Annotated in this window: 15 protein-coding genes; 7 read left to right on the top strand and 8 right to left on the bottom strand. The window is 59.4% G+C overall.

The genetic code is table 11. From position 1 onward, the window contains the following. Positions 1-78: 78 nt before the first annotated feature. Positions 79-873, top strand: a complete 795-nt coding sequence (locus PSH91_RS11055; protein WP_047227610.1) for a helix-turn-helix transcriptional regulator — start codon at positions 79-81, stop codon at positions 871-873. Between the two features lie 593 nt (positions 874-1466). On the opposite strand, the gene PSH91_RS11050 is transcribed toward PSH91_RS11055, so the two are convergent. Continuing rightward, positions 1467-2222: a helix-turn-helix transcriptional regulator gene (locus PSH91_RS11050; RefSeq protein WP_305468190.1), complete on the bottom strand. Its 756-nt coding sequence runs from the start codon at positions 2220-2222 to the stop codon at positions 1467-1469. Positions 2223-2277: 55 nt separating this feature from the next. Further along, on the bottom strand, positions 2278-2619 hold the full coding sequence (locus PSH91_RS11045) for an FKBP-type peptidyl-prolyl cis-trans isomerase (RefSeq protein WP_047227612.1): 342 nt from the start codon (positions 2617-2619) through the stop codon (positions 2278-2280). 146 nt (positions 2620-2765) lie between these two features. Between PSH91_RS11045 and PSH91_RS11040 the strand changes: the two genes are divergently transcribed. Beyond that, a complete protein-coding gene (locus PSH91_RS11040; RefSeq protein ID WP_047227613.1) occupies positions 2766-3827 on the top strand; it encodes a M4 family metallopeptidase in 1062 nt (353 codons plus the stop codon). Continuing rightward, entirely contained in the window at positions 3827-4159 is a 333-nt protein-coding gene (locus tag PSH91_RS11035) for a protealysin inhibitor emfourin (RefSeq protein ID WP_139050564.1), read from the top strand. Before PSH91_RS11040 ends, PSH91_RS11035 begins: the two co-directional genes overlap by 1 nt. On the opposite strand, the gene PSH91_RS11030 is transcribed toward PSH91_RS11035, so the two are convergent. After that, positions 4156-4464 (bottom strand): RcnB family protein, encoded by a 309-nt coding sequence (locus PSH91_RS11030; RefSeq protein WP_047227615.1) that lies wholly within the window; start codon positions 4462-4464, stop codon positions 4156-4158. The two genes, PSH91_RS11035 and PSH91_RS11030, sit on opposite strands and share 4 nt — an antisense overlap. A 162-nt stretch (positions 4465-4626) precedes the next feature. Here PSH91_RS11030 and PSH91_RS11025 point away from each other — a divergent pair, with 162 nt between their 5' ends. After that, on the top strand, positions 4627-5250 hold the full coding sequence (locus tag PSH91_RS11025) for a DJ-1/PfpI family protein (RefSeq protein WP_047227616.1): 624 nt from the start codon (positions 4627-4629) through the stop codon (positions 5248-5250). A 98-nt stretch (positions 5251-5348) separates the two neighbouring features. Beyond that, entirely contained in the window at positions 5349-6452 is a 1104-nt protein-coding gene (locus tag PSH91_RS11020; protein WP_305468186.1) for a DNA alkylation repair protein, read from the top strand. An 8-nt stretch (positions 6453-6460) separates the two neighbouring features. Here the strand turns inward: PSH91_RS11020 and PSH91_RS11015 are convergent, their stop codons facing one another. Then, complete coding sequence (locus PSH91_RS11015; protein WP_305468184.1) at positions 6461-8539, bottom strand: bifunctional diguanylate cyclase/phosphodiesterase; 2079 nt, start codon at positions 8537-8539, stop codon at positions 6461-6463. 219 nt (positions 8540-8758) lie between these two features. Here PSH91_RS11015 and pncA point away from each other — a divergent pair, with 219 nt between their 5' ends. Further along, positions 8759-9385: a bifunctional nicotinamidase/pyrazinamidase gene (gene pncA, locus PSH91_RS11010; RefSeq protein WP_281459332.1), complete on the top strand. Its 627-nt coding sequence runs from the start codon at positions 8759-8761 to the stop codon at positions 9383-9385. A gap of 14 nt (positions 9386-9399) precedes the next feature. Here the strand turns inward: pncA and PSH91_RS11005 are convergent, their stop codons facing one another. After that, positions 9400-10698, bottom strand: a complete 1299-nt coding sequence (locus tag PSH91_RS11005; RefSeq protein WP_281459333.1) for an ATP-binding protein — start codon at positions 10696-10698, stop codon at positions 9400-9402. A 4-nt stretch (positions 10699-10702) separates the two neighbouring features. Beyond that, on the bottom strand, positions 10703-11404 hold the full coding sequence (locus tag PSH91_RS11000; protein WP_047227621.1) for a response regulator transcription factor: 702 nt from the start codon (positions 11402-11404) through the stop codon (positions 10703-10705). 474 nt (positions 11405-11878) lie between these two features. Here PSH91_RS11000 and PSH91_RS10995 point away from each other — a divergent pair, with 474 nt between their 5' ends. Beyond that, positions 11879-12334, top strand: a complete 456-nt coding sequence (locus PSH91_RS10995; protein WP_305468180.1) for a hypothetical protein — start codon at positions 11879-11881, stop codon at positions 12332-12334. Positions 12335-12392: 58 nt separating this feature from the next. On the opposite strand, the gene PSH91_RS10990 is transcribed toward PSH91_RS10995, so the two are convergent. Together PSH91_RS10990 and PSH91_RS10985 are read right to left on the bottom strand one after the other, a co-directional pair. Then, positions 12393-14852, bottom strand: coding sequence for an autotransporter outer membrane beta-barrel domain-containing protein (locus tag PSH91_RS10990; RefSeq protein WP_305468179.1), 2460 nt, complete (start codon positions 14850-14852; stop codon positions 12393-12395). 269 nt (positions 14853-15121) lie between these two features. After that, entirely contained in the window at positions 15122-18154 is a 3033-nt protein-coding gene (locus PSH91_RS10985; protein WP_305468178.1) for a hypothetical protein, read from the bottom strand. Positions 18155-18271: the final 117 nt, after the last annotated feature.

Below are 18271 nucleotides of genomic sequence, written 5' to 3'. Positions count from 1 at the left end.
GGATTGTCTGCCTGACACCTTTGCTGGATATAGTGATTACCCGACAAGCCATCCCGGTAATCCGCCATTACAGTCGATATGCAGCCTCCAGCTCAACATCTGAAGATTCCTCCGTTCGACGCGGCCCTGCCCTCGCCGATTTTCTTTCGCAGCGCCTGCATGCCGGCCCACGCCACTTATCCTCGGCACCGGCATGCCTGGGGAGAGTTCGTCTACTCCTACAGTGGGGTGATGGAAATCGAGATCGCCCAGCACCATTACCTGGCACCACCGCAGTACGGCATCTGGTTACCGCCGGACATGGAACACGTTGGGTTCAATCGGCATGAAGCCTGTCATTGTTCGTTGTACCTGGCGGCCGAACTGTGCGCTGCGCTGCCGGCCGTACCTTGCGCGCTGACCTTGAGCCCGCTGATCCGCGCGTTGCTGGAAGAGCTGCGCAGCGACCCGCCGAGCCAACCTCAGACGCCCGAGCAGCAACGTTTGTTGCAGGTGCTGGTGGACAAGCTGATCCAGGCGCCCCATGCCGGCAGTTACTTGCCCTCCTCGGATGATCCACTGCTGGGCCCCGTGTTGCGGACCCTTGAGGCGAATCCCAGCGACCCACGCTCCTTGCCGCAACTGGCCCGCGCCGCCAACACCACCGAACGCACACTGATGCGCCGGGCCCAGCGGGACCTGGGCATGTCACTGGTGGAATGGCGCCAGCGCCTGAAGGTCATCGAAGCCCTGGCCCTGCTCGAACGTGGCCAGAGCGTGGAAACCATCGGCCTGGACCTGGGCTACAGCAGCGCCTCGGCGTTCATCAGCATGTTTCGCAAAATGATGGGCACCACGCCGGATGAGTATCGGCGCAGGCACATGGCTGGATAATGAGGGTGGTTCGGGAATGGCTATCGCGAGCAAGCTCGCTCCCACAGGATCTGTCGGTGGCCATCGATCATGTGTTCAGCGCAGTTCCACTGTGGGAGCGAGCTTGCTCGCGAAGGCGGTGGATCAGCTTGAGGCCCCTTCGCGGGCAAGCCCGCTCCCACAGGGTCTGTCGGTGGCCATCAATCATGTGTTCAGCGCAATTCCACTGTGGGAGCGAGCTTGCTCGCGAAGGCGGTGGATCAGCTTGCATGGATGCTGGATGTGAAGGCCCCTTCGCGGGCAAGCCCGCTCCCACAGGGTTTGTCGGTGGCCATCAATCATGTGTTCAGCGCAGGTCCACTGTGGGAGTGGGCTTGCTCGCGAAGGCGGTGAATCAGCTTGCATGGATGTTGGATATGAAGGCCCCTTCGCGGGCAAGCCCGCTCCCACAGGGTTTGTCGGTGGCCATCGATCATGTGTTCAGCGCAGGTCCACTGTGGGAGCGAGCCTGCTCGCGATGGCGGTGAATCAGCTTGCATGGATGCTGGATGTGAAGGCCCCTTCGCGGGCAAGCCCGCTCCCACAGGGTTTGTCGGTGGCCATCAATCATGTGTTCAGCGCAGGTCCACTGTGGGAGCGAGCCTGCTCGCGAAGGCGCCAGCAGGGCCGACATCCATCTCGACATCGACACCCAATCGCGCCGCCATTTCCTTGCGCCCACTGGTCGTCAACGCCAGCGCCCGGCTATCCAGGTCCTGAACCACCCATTTGCGCTTGATCGCCACTTGCAGCAACGCCGCGCCCAAGGCGCCCCCCAGGTGCGGACGGCGCATGCTCCAGTCCAGGCAGGGACAGGCAAATCGGCGTCGCTGACCGGCAAGCGCCTGGACATCAATGCCCAGCCCTTGGAACAGCGCCTCGCCGGAGTCACTCAGGCGATACCCTTTGCCTTCCACATCCACCAGCCATCCAGCTTCAAGCATCCGATCATGCATGCGCACCGCCAGCGTGCCGGCCATGTGGTCGTAGCAGGTGCGGGCGAATTGCAGGCGATCCGGGGCGCGCGCGGTGAAGGTCGGGGCGGCGTTCTGGCCGATCACCATCAACGCTTCAAGCGCCTGGGCAACCCGCTTATCCGCCAGGCTGTAATAGCGATGTCGGCCCTGGACGTACAAACGCACCAAGGCCAGTTCCTTGAGCTTCGCCAAATGGCTGCTGGCGGTAGAGGCACTGACATCGGCGATGCTCGCCAACTCCGTGCTGGTTCGGGCATGGCCGTCCATCAACGCGCACAGCATTCGGGTGCGGGCCGGTTCGGCAATGGCCGCGGCGACCTGGGACACCCCAAGGTCATGTTGCTCTGCATTCATATTTCGCCCCCCGACGAATCGAGCCATGGCAGGACTTCAGATAGTAGCAACACTTTCAATCGTCGCGGGTCAGCACTTCCAGCAGCTCGATTTCGAAAATCAGATTGGCGCCCGGCTTGATGTGAGCGCCCATGGACCGTTCGCCATAGGCCAGATTCGCCGGCACCCACAGCTTGCGTTTGCCGCCGACCTTCATGCCCATCAGGCCGACGTCCCAGCCCTTGATCACCCGACCGGTGCCAATCACGCACTGAAAAGGTTTGCCTCGACTGTAGGACGAATCGAATTCGGTGCCGTCTTCCAGCGTGCCACGGTATTGGGTGGTGATCAGCGCGCCTTTGACTACGCTTTTGCCGTCGCCCTGCTCCAGGTCGATGATTTGCAGTTCTTCGTTCATGGGCTACTCCCGTGTGGTTCAGGCGCGGGTTTTCGCAGAAATCCGCGTGGCTGGCAAACTTTTGTGTATTGGGTGCACAAGGGAACCGCAGCAGTCGCTTCGGTTCACATGGGTATCGACCCTGTATTTCAGATAAGGATGTTCTGATGATCGACTTTCGCCCGCTCCACGGCTTCATTCCTCCCTATATCCTCAACCGAATCATCGCCCACGGTTCCGAACATCAACGCTCCAGCGCCCTCGGCACCCTGACCCACGTACGCAATCTGCGGCACAACCCCGGTCCGCCGCACACCCCGCCCGCCGCCGCAGCGCTGCCCAGGCCCGGCAAGCCAGGCCAACCCCAGCGCAGCGTGCATGACGCACAAAACACCATGGAACTGCCCGGCCAGCCGGTACGCCTCGAAGGCCAGGCAGCCACTGGCGACCCGGCCGTGGACGAGGCCTACGATGCCCTCGGCGCCACCTACGATTTTTTCTGGAAAGTGCTGGGGCGCGACTCCATCGACAACAAAGGCTTCGCCCTGGTGGGTAGCGTGCATTACGGCCAGGACTACGAAAACGCCTTCTGGAACGGCGCGCAGATGGTGTTCGGCGACGGCGATGGCGAAATCTTCCAGCGTTTCACCCGCTCCCTCGACGTGGTGGCCCACGAGTTGGCCCATGGCGTGACCGAAAGCGAAGCCGGATTGATCTACGCCAACCAGTCTGGGGCGTTGAACGAGTCCATGTCCGATGTATTCGGGGTGCTGGTCAAGCAGTTCGTCCTCGAACAGACCGCCGACCAGGCCGACTGGCTGATCGGCGCCGACCTGCTCACTGACAAGATCAACGGTGACGGCCTGCGCAGCATGTCCAACCCCGGCACGGCCTACGATGACCCGCTGCTGGGCAAGGACCCGCAACCGGCGCACATGCGTGAATTCGTCATCACCCGCGAGGACAACGGCGGCGTGCACATCAATTCCGGCATTCCCAACCGCGCCTTCTATCTGGCGGCCACCACGCTGGGCGGATTTGCCTGGGAAAAGGCCGGCCGGATCTGGTATGAAACCTTGTGCGACAGAAGACTGGCCAACGACGCCTCCTTCAGCGACTTCGCCCGCTTGACCGTCGAGCACGCCCGCCAGCGCTTCGGCATCCGGGAAGTGCAAGCGGTGCAGAACGGCTGGGCTCAGGTTGGCGTCGATTTAACCGAGGAGCACTGATGAAACCCCTTCCAAACCTCGATGATCACGCCGTGGTGCGGCTGTCCCGCCAGGGCGGCGTGGCGGCGATGCCCGGCTTGACTCGCCCTCGGGAAATCGATTTCTCCCAGTGCGATCTCGACCAGCGCACGCGTATCTGTTCGGTACTGGAAGGGTGTCTGCCGCTGGACTCGGCGGCACCGGGGCGCGGCGACCAGCGTTTTTTCCGGATCGAGGTGCGCTATCGCGCCAACGACCAGGACGACGAAATGGTGCTGCAGGTGCCTGAAGACCAGGCACCCGGCGAGCTGGTTCGCCTATGGGACAAAGGCGAAGTGAGCTCAAAGGACTAGCGTGTGGCGGGGGTGATTTTCAGGATCCGGCCGGAGGCAATTACTACCATCACGTATTTGTCATGGATCTGCACCCATTGCGCGCCTTCTTCGGGTGCTTCGAGCCCCTTCTCCTTCCAGTTTTTAATGGCCTTGTCCGAGCGCTGATATTCAGAAGGCGTCCGGTCGGCCTCCACCAACCGGCGACCATTGTTGGGTGAATGTTCCACCGCATCTCCGGTGGCCTCGACCGCTTGCGCCACAGGGCCAAAGGCTCCGAGACCGGCGATCAGGACCAGGCTGGCGATCAGGGTAGGCTTGCGCATAAAAACTCCAGTGATTTCGAGAATACTGAAATCTCCGACTTCAACGGCGGCGAATCATTCCTTTTACTGTAGCGACGAATCCGTCGCCGACTGTACGGGGCGGTGATGCCGACAACCGGCGTAGGCTGGCAAAAAAGCCATTTATAAAAACCGGGGCTCGCCATGCACATCGCCATTCTGACCTTCGACGGCTTCAACGAACTGGACTCACTGATTGCCTACGGCATGCTCAGCCGTATTTCCCTGATCGGCGATAAGGAGTGGCGCGTGAGCATCGCTTCACCTACCCCGCGCGTCACGTCCATGAATGGTTTGACCATCGACGCCCAGATCGACCTGGAGCAGGCCTGCAAGGCCGACGCCGTGTTGTTTGGCAGCGGCATGAAGACCCGGGAAGTGGCCGACAACCCGGCCATCATGAGCCGGCTGCGTCTGGACCCGACGCGCCAGTTGCTCGGTTCCCAATGCTCCGGCACATTCCTGCTGGCACGCCTGGGGCTGCTCGGCCAGGCACCGGCCTGCACCGACACCACCAGTAAACCATGGGTCGTGGCGGCGGGTGTCAACGTGGTCAACCAGGCGTTCCACGCCAATGGCAATATCGCCACCGCCGGTGGCTGTTTCTCCGCCCAGTACCTGTCGGCCTGGGTGCTGGCGCGGCTCAAGGGCCTGGAGACCGCGCGGGAAGTGCTGCATTACTTTGCCCCGGTGGGCGAGAAAGAGGCCTATGTGGAACGGGGGTTGGGGCATATCCGCCAGTATGTGAGTGAAGTGGCGCAAGTCTGAGGCCGCGGGAAGAACAACGATGTCCCTGTGGCGATGGCTACACATTGGCAGCCACATCCCCTATAAAGTCCAACACACCTCACCGCACGGACCCCGCCATGAGCAACGCCACCACCTCATCCCCTGCCCTCAAGGAAATCTTCAACGCCACACGCCTTGAGCACATCGCCAGTGAAATGAGCGCGGTGTATCCAGCTTTCGATAGCCGGACGTTCCTGGACATGGCCAATGACGGGCTGAGCGAGTTGTCGGTGATGCAACGCATGGCGCGAGTCAGTGAGTGCCTGCATGCGGTACTGCCCTTGGAGTACGAAGCGTCGCTGGATGTGCTGCGGGACCTGGCGCCCCGACTCAACAGCATGTTTGTCAGCATGTTCCTGCCCCACTACGTGGCGTCCTACGGCCGGCACAGCTTCGACCTGTCCCTGGATGCGCTCAAGTATTTCACCCGGTTCGGCTCCTCGGAGTTCGCCGTGCGGCATTTCCTGCGCGATGACCTGGCGCGCACCCTCAAAGCCATGCACGACTGGGCGCACGACCCCAACGAACACGTCCGTCGCCTGGCCAGCGAAGGCAGTCGACCGCGCTTGCCCTGGTCGTTCCACCTGGAGCCGATCCAGGCCAACCCCGACCTCGCCGCCGCGATCCTTGAGGCGCTCAAGGCCGACAGCAGCCTGTATGTACGCAAGTCCGTGGCCAACCATCTCAACGACATCACCAAGCAGCACCCTGATTGGGTGCTGGACCGGATCGAAGGCTGGCCCCTGCAAGATCGCCATACCGCATGGATCGCCCGCCATGCTTTGCGCAGCCTGATCAAACAAGGCAATTCGCGGGCACTGGCGGTTATCGGCGTCGGCGGCAAGGCGCACATCCAGGTGCTGGACTTACAGGTCACGCCGGCGGTGATTCGTCTCGGCGAACCGATTACCTTGTCGTTCAAGGTGCAATCAACCCTCGAGCAGAACCAGCGCCTGGTGATCGACTATGCCATCGACTACGTGAAAGCCTCGGGCGGCACCTCGGCCAAAGTCTTCAAGCTCAAGACCTTCGACCTGCCTGCCCTTGAGTGCGTCAGCCTCAGCCGTTCCCAGCATATTCGCGAACTGACCACCCGCCGACACTACGCGGGCCGGCATGCGGTGCATCTGCTGGTCAATGGCGAACGGCTGGGCAGCACGGCGTTCGACATCGTTCCCTGAGCGGCCGCTCAGGCCAGCGCCAGCCGTTGTGCCTTGCGAATGTCGTGCAGGAAGCGCTCGGCCGGCAGCGGGTGGCCCAGCAGGTAACCCTGCAGCGAATCGCACCCCAATTGAGTCAGGAAATCCTGCTGCATGTCGGTCTCCACCCCTTCGGCAACAATCCGCAGCCCCAGGGCCTGGCCGAGGGCGACGATGGCCGAGACAATCGCCGCATCATCACTGTCGTGCTCCAGGTCGCGGACGAAACCGCGATCGATCTTCAGCTCGTTGGCCGGCAACCGCTTGAGGTACATCAGGCTCGAATAACCGGTGCCAAAGTCGTCGATGGACAAATCCACGCCCATGTCCGAGAGCTGCTGCAGCACGGTCATGCTTGCATCGGCATCGCTCATCGCCGTGGTTTCGGTGATTTCCAAGGTCAGGCTGTTGGCTGGCAGATGATGAATTTCCAGCGCCGTGGCGACGCTCTGCACCAGGCCCACGTGGCAGAACTGCAAGGCCGACAGGTTCACCGCGATGCGCCAGTCGGTGTAGCCAAGCACGTACCATTCGCGCATCTGGCGGCAGGCCTCGTTCAACACCCATTCCCCGATGGGAATGATCAGCCCGGTCTTTTCCGCAAGGTCGATGAAAGTATCGGGCATCAACAGGCCCTGGTTTGGATGCGTCCAGCGCAACAAGGCTTCGGCCCCCACCGGACGGCCGTTGGCAGCGTCGAACTTGGGCTGGTAATGGAGGCTGAACTGGCGTTGCTCGACGGCGATGCGCAGGTCTTGCAGCAGTTGCAGTTGCTTGCGGGCGTTGCTGTTCATCGAGGCATCGAAAAAGCTGTAGCCATTCTTGCCGGCGCCCTTGGCGTGGTACATCGCCGCGTCGGCATTCATCAGCAGCTCTTCGGCGCTCTGGCCGTTGCCTGGATAAAGCGCGATGCCGACACTGGCGGATATCTGCAGGTCATGATCGGCCACCCGGAATGTGCGACCGATCAGCCCGACCTGGCGGGCCGCCAGGCGCAACGCATCGTCAGGCTCGGCCAGTTGCACCAGCAGCACGAACTCATCACCGCCGATCCGCGCCAGGGTGTCCTGGCTGCGCAAGTCTTCCCGCAGGCGCAGGGCCACGTCGCGCAGCAACAGGTCGCCCATGTGATGGCCGAAAGCATCGTTGACCGGTTTGAAGCCATCCAGGTCGATGAACATCAAGGCGAAACAGCCGCCCTGCTCATGCACCCGATGCATGGCCTGACCGATACGATCGGCCAGCCGCACGCGGTTGGGCAATTCGGTGAGGGGGTCGTGCAGGGCCAGTTGCGTCAGCTCACGGTTGGCCAGAGTCAGCGATTGGGCCAGCTCTGCGGTCCGGGCCTCCAGGCGCGCATCGAGAATCGACGTGAGCAAGGCGATGGCCAGTACCGCCAACGTGGTGATCAGCACCAGATTGTCCAGACCCTTGCCACTCAAGCCGTCCAGAGCACCGCAAAAGCTGCCGTCGCTGAAGCGCGCTGCGGCCATGCCGGTGTAATGCATGCCGACAATGGCCAGGCCCATCACGACAGCAGCGCCGGCGCGGGCCAGACGTACATGGGGGATGTTCTGGCGCAAGCGAAAGGCGATCCACAACGCAGCCGCCGAAGCGCCGACCGCAATCACCAGCGAAGCCCCGAACAACGAGGGGTCATAATCAATACCCGGCTGCATCCGCAGCGCCGCCATGCCGGTGTAATGCATGGCGCTGATGCCGGCGCCCATGATCAACGCGCCGAAAGCCAGTTGCCACGCCGGCAATTGCGGTTGACTGACCAACCACAGGGCAAAACCGCAGGACAGGATGGCGATCAGCAGGGACAAGGCGGTGATCGATACATCGTAGCCAAGCTCCACCGGCAAGGTGAACGCCAGCATGCCGATAAAATGCATGGACCAGACCCCGACGCCCATTGCCAGGGAACCGCCGGCCATCCACCAATGCGCCGCGCGCCCCTGAGTGGTCGCGATGCGGCCGGTCATGTCCAGCGCAGTGTAGGAAGCCAGTACCGCAACAAACAGGGAAATTGAAACAAGGGCCGGGGAGTAACTGCCGATGAGCATGGTTTTTTCTCGTGACTGGAAAGCCGAACTGCTTCCATGCCCGGTTGAAAGGCGGCGATTGTACTCAATTGCGGTACGGGCGTACCGACCAAATATCAAAAAGCCATCAACCCTGGAATATTTGCGACGAAGGACATCTTGTCTCCGGATGACTGAAGGCACCTGCGTCACAGGCCGTTCGGCTAAGCTGTGGTGGGCCATATTTCAGGAGACCCATCCATGATCGCCCCAACCACCGCGTTAGTGGTAATAGACGTTCAGAACGACTTCATCCCCGGAGGCCAATTGGCCGTACCGGGGGGTGACGAAATCGTGCCATTGATCAACCGCCTGGGTCGTTCATTCAGGCAGGTCATCCTCGCCCAGGACTGGCATCCGGCCGGGCATGCTTCGTTTGCCTCCAGCCATCCGGACAAGCAACCGTTCGACCTCATTCAACTGCCCTATGGCGAACAGAAACTGTGGCCCGACCACTGCATACAGGGCACCCAAGGCGCCGCGCTGCACCCGGCCCTGGACCTGCCGCACGCGCAACTGATCATTCGCAAGGGCTGCAACCCGGACATCGACAGCTATTCGGCCTTCATGGAAGCCGACCGCCAGACACCCACCGGCCTGACGGGCTACCTCAAGGAGCGCGGCATCGACACGGTGTACATGGTGGGGCTGGCGCTGGATTTCTGCGTGATGTTCTCGGCGCTGGATGCCCGGGCGGCGGGGTTCAATGCGTTTGTGGTGCTCGACGCCTGTCGGGGCATTGATATCGACGGTTCGATGGAGGCGGCAATCCGGCGGATGCAGCAAGCGGGTGTGGCGCTGATTGAATCGAGCGCAATAAACGCCTGACCCCTCCCCCAGCCTCACCGCGTTGGCAACCACAAGCGCAATCGCGCCCCACCCAGCGGCGAAGCTTGCGCCGTCAGCGTACCGCCCTGGGCTTGCAGGGCGCGACGGCTGATGGCCAGGCCCAGGCCAAAACCGCCCGTGGCGCGATCGCGACTGCGGTCCAGGCGATAGAACGGTTCGAACACACGCTCGCGCTCGCTGTCAGGAATACCGATACCGTCGTCGTCGACCCAGATCTCGCAACCCTGGACGCCGACCAGCACGCCGACCTGGATCCGCTTTTCGCAATAACGCATGGCGTTGCGTAACAGATTCTGCAACGCCCGGGCCGTCAGGCGCGGGTCCAGCACGAAACGCTCCAGCGTGCCGTGCAGCAGCACATCGATCACCACATCCGGCGCCGCCAGGTCCTCGTCGATACTGCCCAGGATACTGTCGATGAACTCGTCCAGCGCCACCTCCACGCGTTCGGGCAGAAGCTCGGGGTTCTGCAGACGGCTGTAAGACAGCAGCTCCAGCACCAACTCATCCAGCTCGCGGATGTGTGCCACCAACCCTTGCAGCCGTTCGCGACTGGCCGGCGGCAGGTCATCGGACAGCGCCAGGGCCAGGCCGAAATCGAGGCGGGTCAATGGCGTGCGCAATTCATGGGACACTGCATTGAGCAGATCGCGCTGCTGGTTGAGCAAGCGCTCGATGTCGCCGGCCATTGTGTCGAACACGTGGGCCAGGCTGCCGATGTTCGAGCTGGAGCCAATCTGCGTACGTTCGCTCAAATGGCCTTTGCCGAAGCGTTCAGCCGTGCGTTTGAGCCGTTCCAGATCGCGCCAATGCGGCCGCAACCAAAGCAGCAGGCACGCCAGCATCGTGGCACCGATCAACACGTTGATGCTCCAGTACAGCCAACTGACCTCGGTCGGGTCCGGGGGCACAATCATCTTGACCGCCGTGTGCTCATCCAGCGGCGCGGCAGCCAAGGTTCGCCAGGCCCATTCGCCCAGGCGCACCACGTTCTCGCCGCGCTTTAGACGCGCCTGCTCGTCGGTGCTGAAACCCTCATCCTCGATGGCCGCCAGTTCGATGCGCAGCGGCTCGAATTCCTTGTCCATCTGTGCCGCCAGTGCCGGCCACTGCTCGCTGGGCACGTTATGGAACTGCCGGACCATCAAGGTTTGCAGGCCACGGGAATAATCGAGGTTGTAGTTCAGGAAGCGCTCATGAAACAGCCGGACCACCAACTCCGGCATCAGATAGATCGCGGCGCTGTAGGACACGATGGTGACCAGGTAAAGGCGAATCAGCAGCTTCCACATCGACTCAGCATTCCCACTCGGAACGGCTGAACAGATAACCCTTGCCCCACACGGTCTTGATCTTGCGGGCTTCGCCGGCGTTGTCGTCGAACTTGCGCCGCAGCTTGGAGATCGCCACGTCCACCGAGCGGTCGGTGCCGTTGAACTCGATGCCGCGCAGACGCTGCAGAATCTGGTCGCGGCTCAGCACCTCGCCGCAATGCCGGGCCAGTACCACCAGCAGGTTGTATTCGCCGCTGGACAGCTCCACCGCTTGCCCGCGCCAGGTCACGGTGCGTTCGGACAGGTCGATGCACAGGTTGCCCATGAGAATGCGATCGTTGACCGTCTGCGGCTCGGTAAGGCTGCTGCGGCGCAACAAGGTCCGAACGCGTGCCAGCAGGACCCGGGGTTCACAGGGCTTGCTGACGTAGTCATCGGCGCCCATTTCCAGGCCCAACACCTGATCATGGCTGTCGTCCCGGGCGGTGAGCATCAGAATCGGCAGGGTCGCCGAATCGGCCCGCAACAAGCGGCAGACCTGCAAGCCGTCCAGCCCCGGCAGCATCAGATCGAGGATCACCAGGTCCGGCGGATCGACCCGCGCCCGTTCCCGCACATGATCGCCACGGCTGAGCACACTGACCCTGTAGCCGTTGCGCTCCAGGTAGCTGGCGATCAGTTCAGAGAGGGCGGTGTCGTCTTCCACCAGGAGGATGTTGGGCATTGGTGTTTCCAGAGTGCTGGGGCGCCTGGCGGATCGCCTTCGCGAGCAAGCCCCTCCCACAATGTTCATGTAAACCTTTGTGGGAGCGGGCTTGCTCGCGAAGGCGACATAACAGGCACCAAGGAATCAAGCTGCCAAGGATATACGCCCTCACCCACCCACGAGCAAACCCCTTACACAATTTCACACAGCACCTACAAAGCTTTACCGATGCGCCCCCTTCCCCCCCTAGCATGCAACGTTCACTGTCGGAGAAGCACCATGCCAAAGAACTCCCTCGCCACTCCAGGGCACAAGCACATTTAAGAGTCAGCCCGCCTGAGAGCTACTCAAAAAATCATAAATAAAAGAGCTTGTAAACTGTCAGGAATGACAGTTTACAAGCCTTTGAAAAACGCGTTCTCTAGAGTTCATCCAGCATTAGGGTCAACACGGCCTTTGGACACCTTAGTTCTAGCAACGGAGACCGAATCCATGAATGCTGCCACTTATCAATTGAGCTTTGCCCCCGGCAACTATGTCACCGCGTCAGCTTTCTCCACCAATGGTAAAGACTTCCCCGAGTTTGTCGCCACCTCTCGGCTGATCGAAAAGAAAAAGGCAGGTATCTCTCAGGCGGACGTCGTGGTGATTACCGCCATTGATCGGGAAGAAAAAAAGACGAGGGCGACAATCACCTCCACTCGCGAGCTCATTATCAGCATTCCGGCAAATTTCGAGCCGGGTAGCTATGAGTTGAACACACGGGATGATGTGGGCTTCAGCCTCAAGGAGTTCACCACTATTTACGAAGGTATTTCCGGCAGCATTGAATTGGTACCGGCCTCGGAGGGGAACGTAAGGGGCAACTTCAATGTTGATCTAGAACTGCCGGGAACCAATGGACAAACCATGCTGCTCAAAGGCCAGTTCCAGGTGCTCAAGGCTTGATAGTTCGCTGCCAACATCACGTAAAAAGGGAAGCCGAAGCTTCCCTTTTTTACATGACTCAGAATGAGTAGTGAGCGCCCAGATTGAAACCGATGTCCTTGGTGACATTGTCACCTTTGCTGGTATCGAGTTCGGCATGCACCTGCCAACGATCGCTCAATGTCCATGAGGCTCCCGCCGCCACTTCGAACCGGGTACCGGACAAGTCGTTGTTGAACTTGTTGTTGTTGACTCGAACTTCGTTGTGCTTGGCGAACTCCTGGACCACCGCGGTGCGAATATGCGGTTGCAGTACGCTGCCATCGTCCAGGGTCATACCCCGTCCCAGCGTCACACCCACTTTGCCCAGCATGGATCGCGTGGTGTCGGCGTCCGCCTTCAAACCATTATCGAGGTTGAAATCCTTGCCCTGCACTGTCGCCATCTGCCACTGAGTAAACGGCTCCACATAGTAGCCATCCTTGATATCGATGTGTTTACCAAACTCCACCGACGCACTGGCCCCCAGGTTGTTGTAGCCGCCCTTGGTCCTGGTGCCATCGCTCATCGTCACCTTGGCGTCGTTACGGAAATGGTTGAGCTTGGCGACGGTATCCAGGTAGTAACCGCTATCACCCAGCCAAGTGCCGTACATACCCAGGGAGGTGCTGTCGATTTCGCCTGAGCTGCCACGGCTCAAATCGAGGTTCGACTTGCTGTAACCGGCGAATACACCCAGCAACACCCGTTCGCCCGCGATCTGCACCGGGGTATCGACCCCCAGGGAGATGCCGTGTTGATTCTGACTGTAGCCGTTGCCGTAAGCGTTGGTGGTGACGCTGTATCGGTTACCGAACGAACGAATCCAGCCACCCGTCTGGCCGCCATTGACCCGCAGATCGCCCATCCGGGTGTTCAACAACGCCATCTCGCCATAGATCACTGTGGGCGCAGTACCGAAGATGGCCATGACCGAACGGGTCGGTGTGCTGATCACATCCTTATCAGGTTGCAGATACCAGTCATCTCCGTTCTTCACCAAGCGGTAGGTATAAGCGCCGACATCCACGCGATCATTGACCAGATCGTACTGGGCGTCTGAGGCGACACTCTGCACCACCTTGATCGAGTCATCATTGACCGGATCAAGACCGGTGCTGGCGACCAACAACTGATGATTGCCGGTAGCGCTGCCCGTGATATTCAGCAGGTCACTGATGCCCTGATTGAAGTCGGTGCCTATTTCGAACCTGCCATTACCCGCCAGATTGGCCACGTCCAGTTGGAAATATTGCTGATTGCTCCCCAGCCGAACGGTCCCGCCAGAGTTGAGCGTAAGATTGCTCACCGCCTGGCTGTCGGTCATCTGCCACAACGCCTGATTGCTGATGGCGAAATTGGATACGCCGCTCACCTGGCCGGTCAGGTTGGCGCCGTTATCCAAGGTCAGATTGGACACACTGTCGGCAGCGCCCATTACATCACCGACCATTACGCTGCGGTTGTTGATCGAGACATTGGCGACATCTTGCAAGTTGCCGGTGAGCGTAGAGGCGTTGTTGATCACCACATTCGAGGCGCCCAGCACGTTGCCCGTCATACTCGCCTGATTGTTGAGGGTCGCACTGGTGACGTTTTGCATATCACCGGTCAACGACGCCGCGTTTTGCAGGACGACGTTACCCGAACCACCCTCATCCACCACGATATTACCGGCCAAGGTACTGTTGTCGACGAGTAAATCAGCCGCGGCACCGGTACGCACTTCCAGCAACGTACCGTTCCCGCCGATCAGGGTTGAACCGTTGCGGACCTCGATGTTGGCCACACCTGGAATATTGGCCGGACTGTAGCCGACGACAATGGCCGAACCGCTTTGACCTTCTACCTGGGTACTGTCCAGCACGATCGACGACTGGATGACCGTTGACGCGTTGGCATCGGTGCCCACGATCAACCCGTTCAGGCCACCAGTGATCGTGCTGCCGCTGGCGGACAGCGCTCCCTCATGCAGACGTATCCCGAAACTGTTGGCGCCGGTGCCCTCCACCGTGGAGTCCTGAACAGTCAGGTCGCTGAAACGGTTGCCAGCGAGCCCTCCCACCAAGCCTCGGACCACACTGTTGTTACCCAGGGTGACCTGAGAGCCGCCAGCACTGTTGATATTACGTGCGGCTAATATGCCAATTCCCTGAGCACTGGTCACCGTGGAGTTATTCAACGTCGCACTGGCGTTGGTCAGCGCAATGCCCTGGGTCAGGCCATTCACTCCATCAGGGGTGACCGTGGAGTTGGTCAGGTTAACCGTGGCACCCGCAACGCCAGTGATGCCTAAGGTCGAGGCCCCCGAGCCTGTTAACGTGGCGCCGGTTTCAACGACCCAGGTTTCCACCGGGGTATTAGCGTCGATAGCCTGACTTTGCCCAGCGGGAACAGTGCCAGCTTGGGCCAGCGATGGATTGATCAGCAGCGGCATGAACAACAAGGCCGACACGCTGGTAGCTGTCTTGCGATAGGAAAATACAGACTTAGACGACATATTAATGAGTCCTACAAGATGACATTCCTTCAGGAACGAATGTCCGACTCAATGAGCGCGAGCCGGAATAAAAAACGGTCGCCAGACTAGTGTTTATCTATTCATCGCTATGTAGGATAAATCCGCATATGCATACGACTTTTCCCATTTAAATGTGGGATCTCTACATCTGAATCTACGGAATCTCGCTTCAACAGTTAAAGACGACAACAACTGTCGTCATTAACTGTTTGTATCTGCAGCGAGATCAAGTTGTAGTTGAAGCCACATCAAGGCGTCTCTGGACGCTCCACTTCGCAATACTTGAGGCTGGAGTTCAGGAGGGACACGCGTAGGGTGGCCGCTGATTCGATACCATTGACCGTGTAAGCGATATGGGCATATCTAAAGGGAGGGCGTACCCCTGCTCCTGGGCTCGGCAACTGGATCTCGCGTATTTTGGCGTAGTCATCCAGCCTGAAGTCCAGGTCGCCGGTCGGCGGCATGACCGCTGAATCCGTAATGCGAGTATTGGGAATGGCCGGCGCCCCCACTGCGTCGGTTTCGCGCCCTTCGAATACCAATGCCACCGTGGCACCCGATGGAATATTGGGGTCTCGCCGGATGCGGATTCGCAGATTGCGTGGCATATAGGGAGGCATGGGGCCATCAGGCACCGCCGGATGGTTGAGGCTCGGGCAATTGATCAAGGTCTCGATTCGTTCCGGCACCACCGAACCGTTTGCACCTCTGTATGCCGATACGACAACTTGTGGGGCGGGCAAGTTGATGACGATAGCCGTTACATCGACTTTGGTCGTTGGCGTCTGTTTCATCACGTTGTCACTGCCGGGGTATTCGATGGTGATGTAGGCCTCACGGGCGTTGCCACCAGCCACTGTGCCGTTCCCCTCAGCCAGAATCGTTCCCCAAGGCAATGGTGTCGTGACCGTTGTAGCACCTACCCGGACAGGCACTGGGCCGCCAACCTGTTTGCCTTGATAGTAGAACTTGACGATTTCACGGCCTGTGACGGGCCGATTGGTGTCAACCCAAACGGGCCAGTTCATGGCCGCGCCCAAACCTGCCTGATCCGGCCCCAGAGTGTTGGGAGCGGGGGGAGTGGTGCCTGCGCCTTGAACCACTACCGGAGCTATGTTGATGTTTTCCGGGTCCGGCAGATTGGGGTTTTCCGGTCCGGCATAGGAAAAGTCGAGGACCGCGAACTGCATGGGAGTCGAAACGGGATTGGGGGTAAGAGTTGCGCGTTCCAGTTCATACCAGTATTCGATCTCGGTTTCGTCGGTTTTATTTTCATCTCCGAAGAACGGAGCCAAGGTCGCGTAGTCCAGATCGAACGTCAATGTTGCAGTCGTGGGGGGAGTCGGGATGACCTGTTCGGGCAAAGCGGTTGGCCCGCTTTCGGTTGAATTGATATAGGGAATGATTCGATCACCACCAAGCGCGTGACGCGGAGGATCTATTTCCATAATCGCCCGGGTGCCGGGAGGCGCCACCGTCGAGAAAGTAATCGGCACGCCACCATCGGTGACCGGGATCCTTGGCACATCGAGAATCGGTGCCGGCGCCTTGACCCGATAGAAAAGAAAGGTGACTGGAGCGTGATTACTGATATTTCCCGGCAGGTCCGTGAGGTTGTAGGAATAATAATAGGTCCCGTCCTCCAACCCTTCCAAAAAAGTGCGGGGAATGTTGATGATCCCGGTAGCAGGCAAAGGGCCGCTAAACGCCGGCGTTTCTGCCTGCATCAAGTTGAAGGTCGTTGCTTTCGAAATGTAGAAAGTGACTTTATCGTCAAGTGCTTCGAACTTTGTATAGGCATTGGGGATAACGATGTTCAATCCGTTGGCATTGGCTGGGTCATTTAGCCAAGCGTCGTCAATGGTGGCGGAAACCGGGGTTATTGCTAGTGGGCGTGCCCCCTGTCCGTTCCCTGGACCTGGCTGCCGTTGGTAGGGCGCGGTCAAATCAACGAGGACGTCGGTAAATGGGCCGGAGGTGTCTATGTTACCGTCATCGTCTTCCAGAACAAACGCCATTTCGTACGCGGCGTAATCACCAGCGATATCGAATACATCGACCAGGCTATCGACCGGTACATCAAACTCTATCGGGAACGTCCAGACATCTCCTGCCTCATCAGCCCTTATTCTTTCTGCGACTATATAGGAGGGATCGTACGGGTCGGGATCGGTGACTGCACCTTGTGGAAATAAATGAAGGGTTATCCTTGCCCCTCCTTTGACTTTATCGTCGATGTCCGCAAGCTCAACTTTGAGCCGTCGATCTGTCTTGAGCTGTTGATAGGTGAGCCGGCCATCCGCCAATTGACCGGCAATCACTGGAGATTCGGCAAATACACCACCACCTGACTTAACCTGTGTGTTCATGTTTGTAGACTCCATCGATGATTGATTCATTGAATTGCCAACTTCATGAAACGCTGAGGCGCCCTCGGTATCTGAACCCAACCCCGCCACGCTACCTGGGCCACAGGGACGCGCCTCGCCCGGGATGATTCGATCGATCTTTACCAACCCAGGTGGTGATTTTCCCAATGCGTTGCCGTTTCGATACAGCGTGTAACTGGCCAAAGCCGATGCATTGCGCTCCATCGGTTTTATGTACTGTTCATATTTATCGCTGCCCAATACGAAATCGAATCCCTGCGTGGACGTGGCCTCTTCCTGAGTCAATAACTTAGGCAAGCGCAGCGCTGTACCCGGGATCGGGCCTACGCCATTGAGCGTGGTAAAACCCTCCCAATTCAGGACGCACTCATCATCCTTGGCGAACCGTCCTGGTTGAGCGGGAACATGAACGAATATGCTTTCCCATAACTTCGGCTGCGAAGAGCAATTGAGATAGCCCCATAACGTAGCGCTGGGAAAATCTGGTTCGGCCAGATTCACAGGAGTAGGCCGTTTGACAATGAACACTTGCGGGGAGGATGTATCCTCGTTTCCATCATCCCCCGTCGTCACCCGATAACGCAGGCGAATATCCCCCTCTATTTGAAGGTATTGCGGCGGCAATAGAACAAAATCCGGAAAGACCACCGGCACAGGAAAGAAGTTGCTGTAGAACCGTATTTCAATCGGGGAACCCGGCGGCACCACCCACACTTCCAGCAAGTCACTTTTACCGGTTGTCTGGGACGGAGCCTCCCACTCCGGAATGAATAGTTTCGCGCCCACGATGGAAGCTTCTGGCGGAAGCACGCTGTCTGCGCCGACCCCTTCAATACTCAAAGGTCTTGCCAGGACACCGATATTTCTTCCACTTTTACTTGACGAAGACATTCACAATTCTCCAAAGCCTGGATTGATCTGGCCTGGAGAAATTAGATGCGGATTTGCCGGTGACGCCTACTGTCAGATCTGACAGGTCTGACGGCCGTTCGTCGGACTGATCACCGT

Source organism: Pseudomonas sp. FP1154 (genome assembly GCF_030687245.1).
GTDB lineage: Bacteria > Pseudomonadota > Gammaproteobacteria > Pseudomonadales > Pseudomonadaceae > Aquipseudomonas > Aquipseudomonas rhizophila.
The sequence above is the reverse complement of the archived record's forward strand: the minus strand, read 5'-3'. Positions and strand labels throughout refer to the sequence as shown.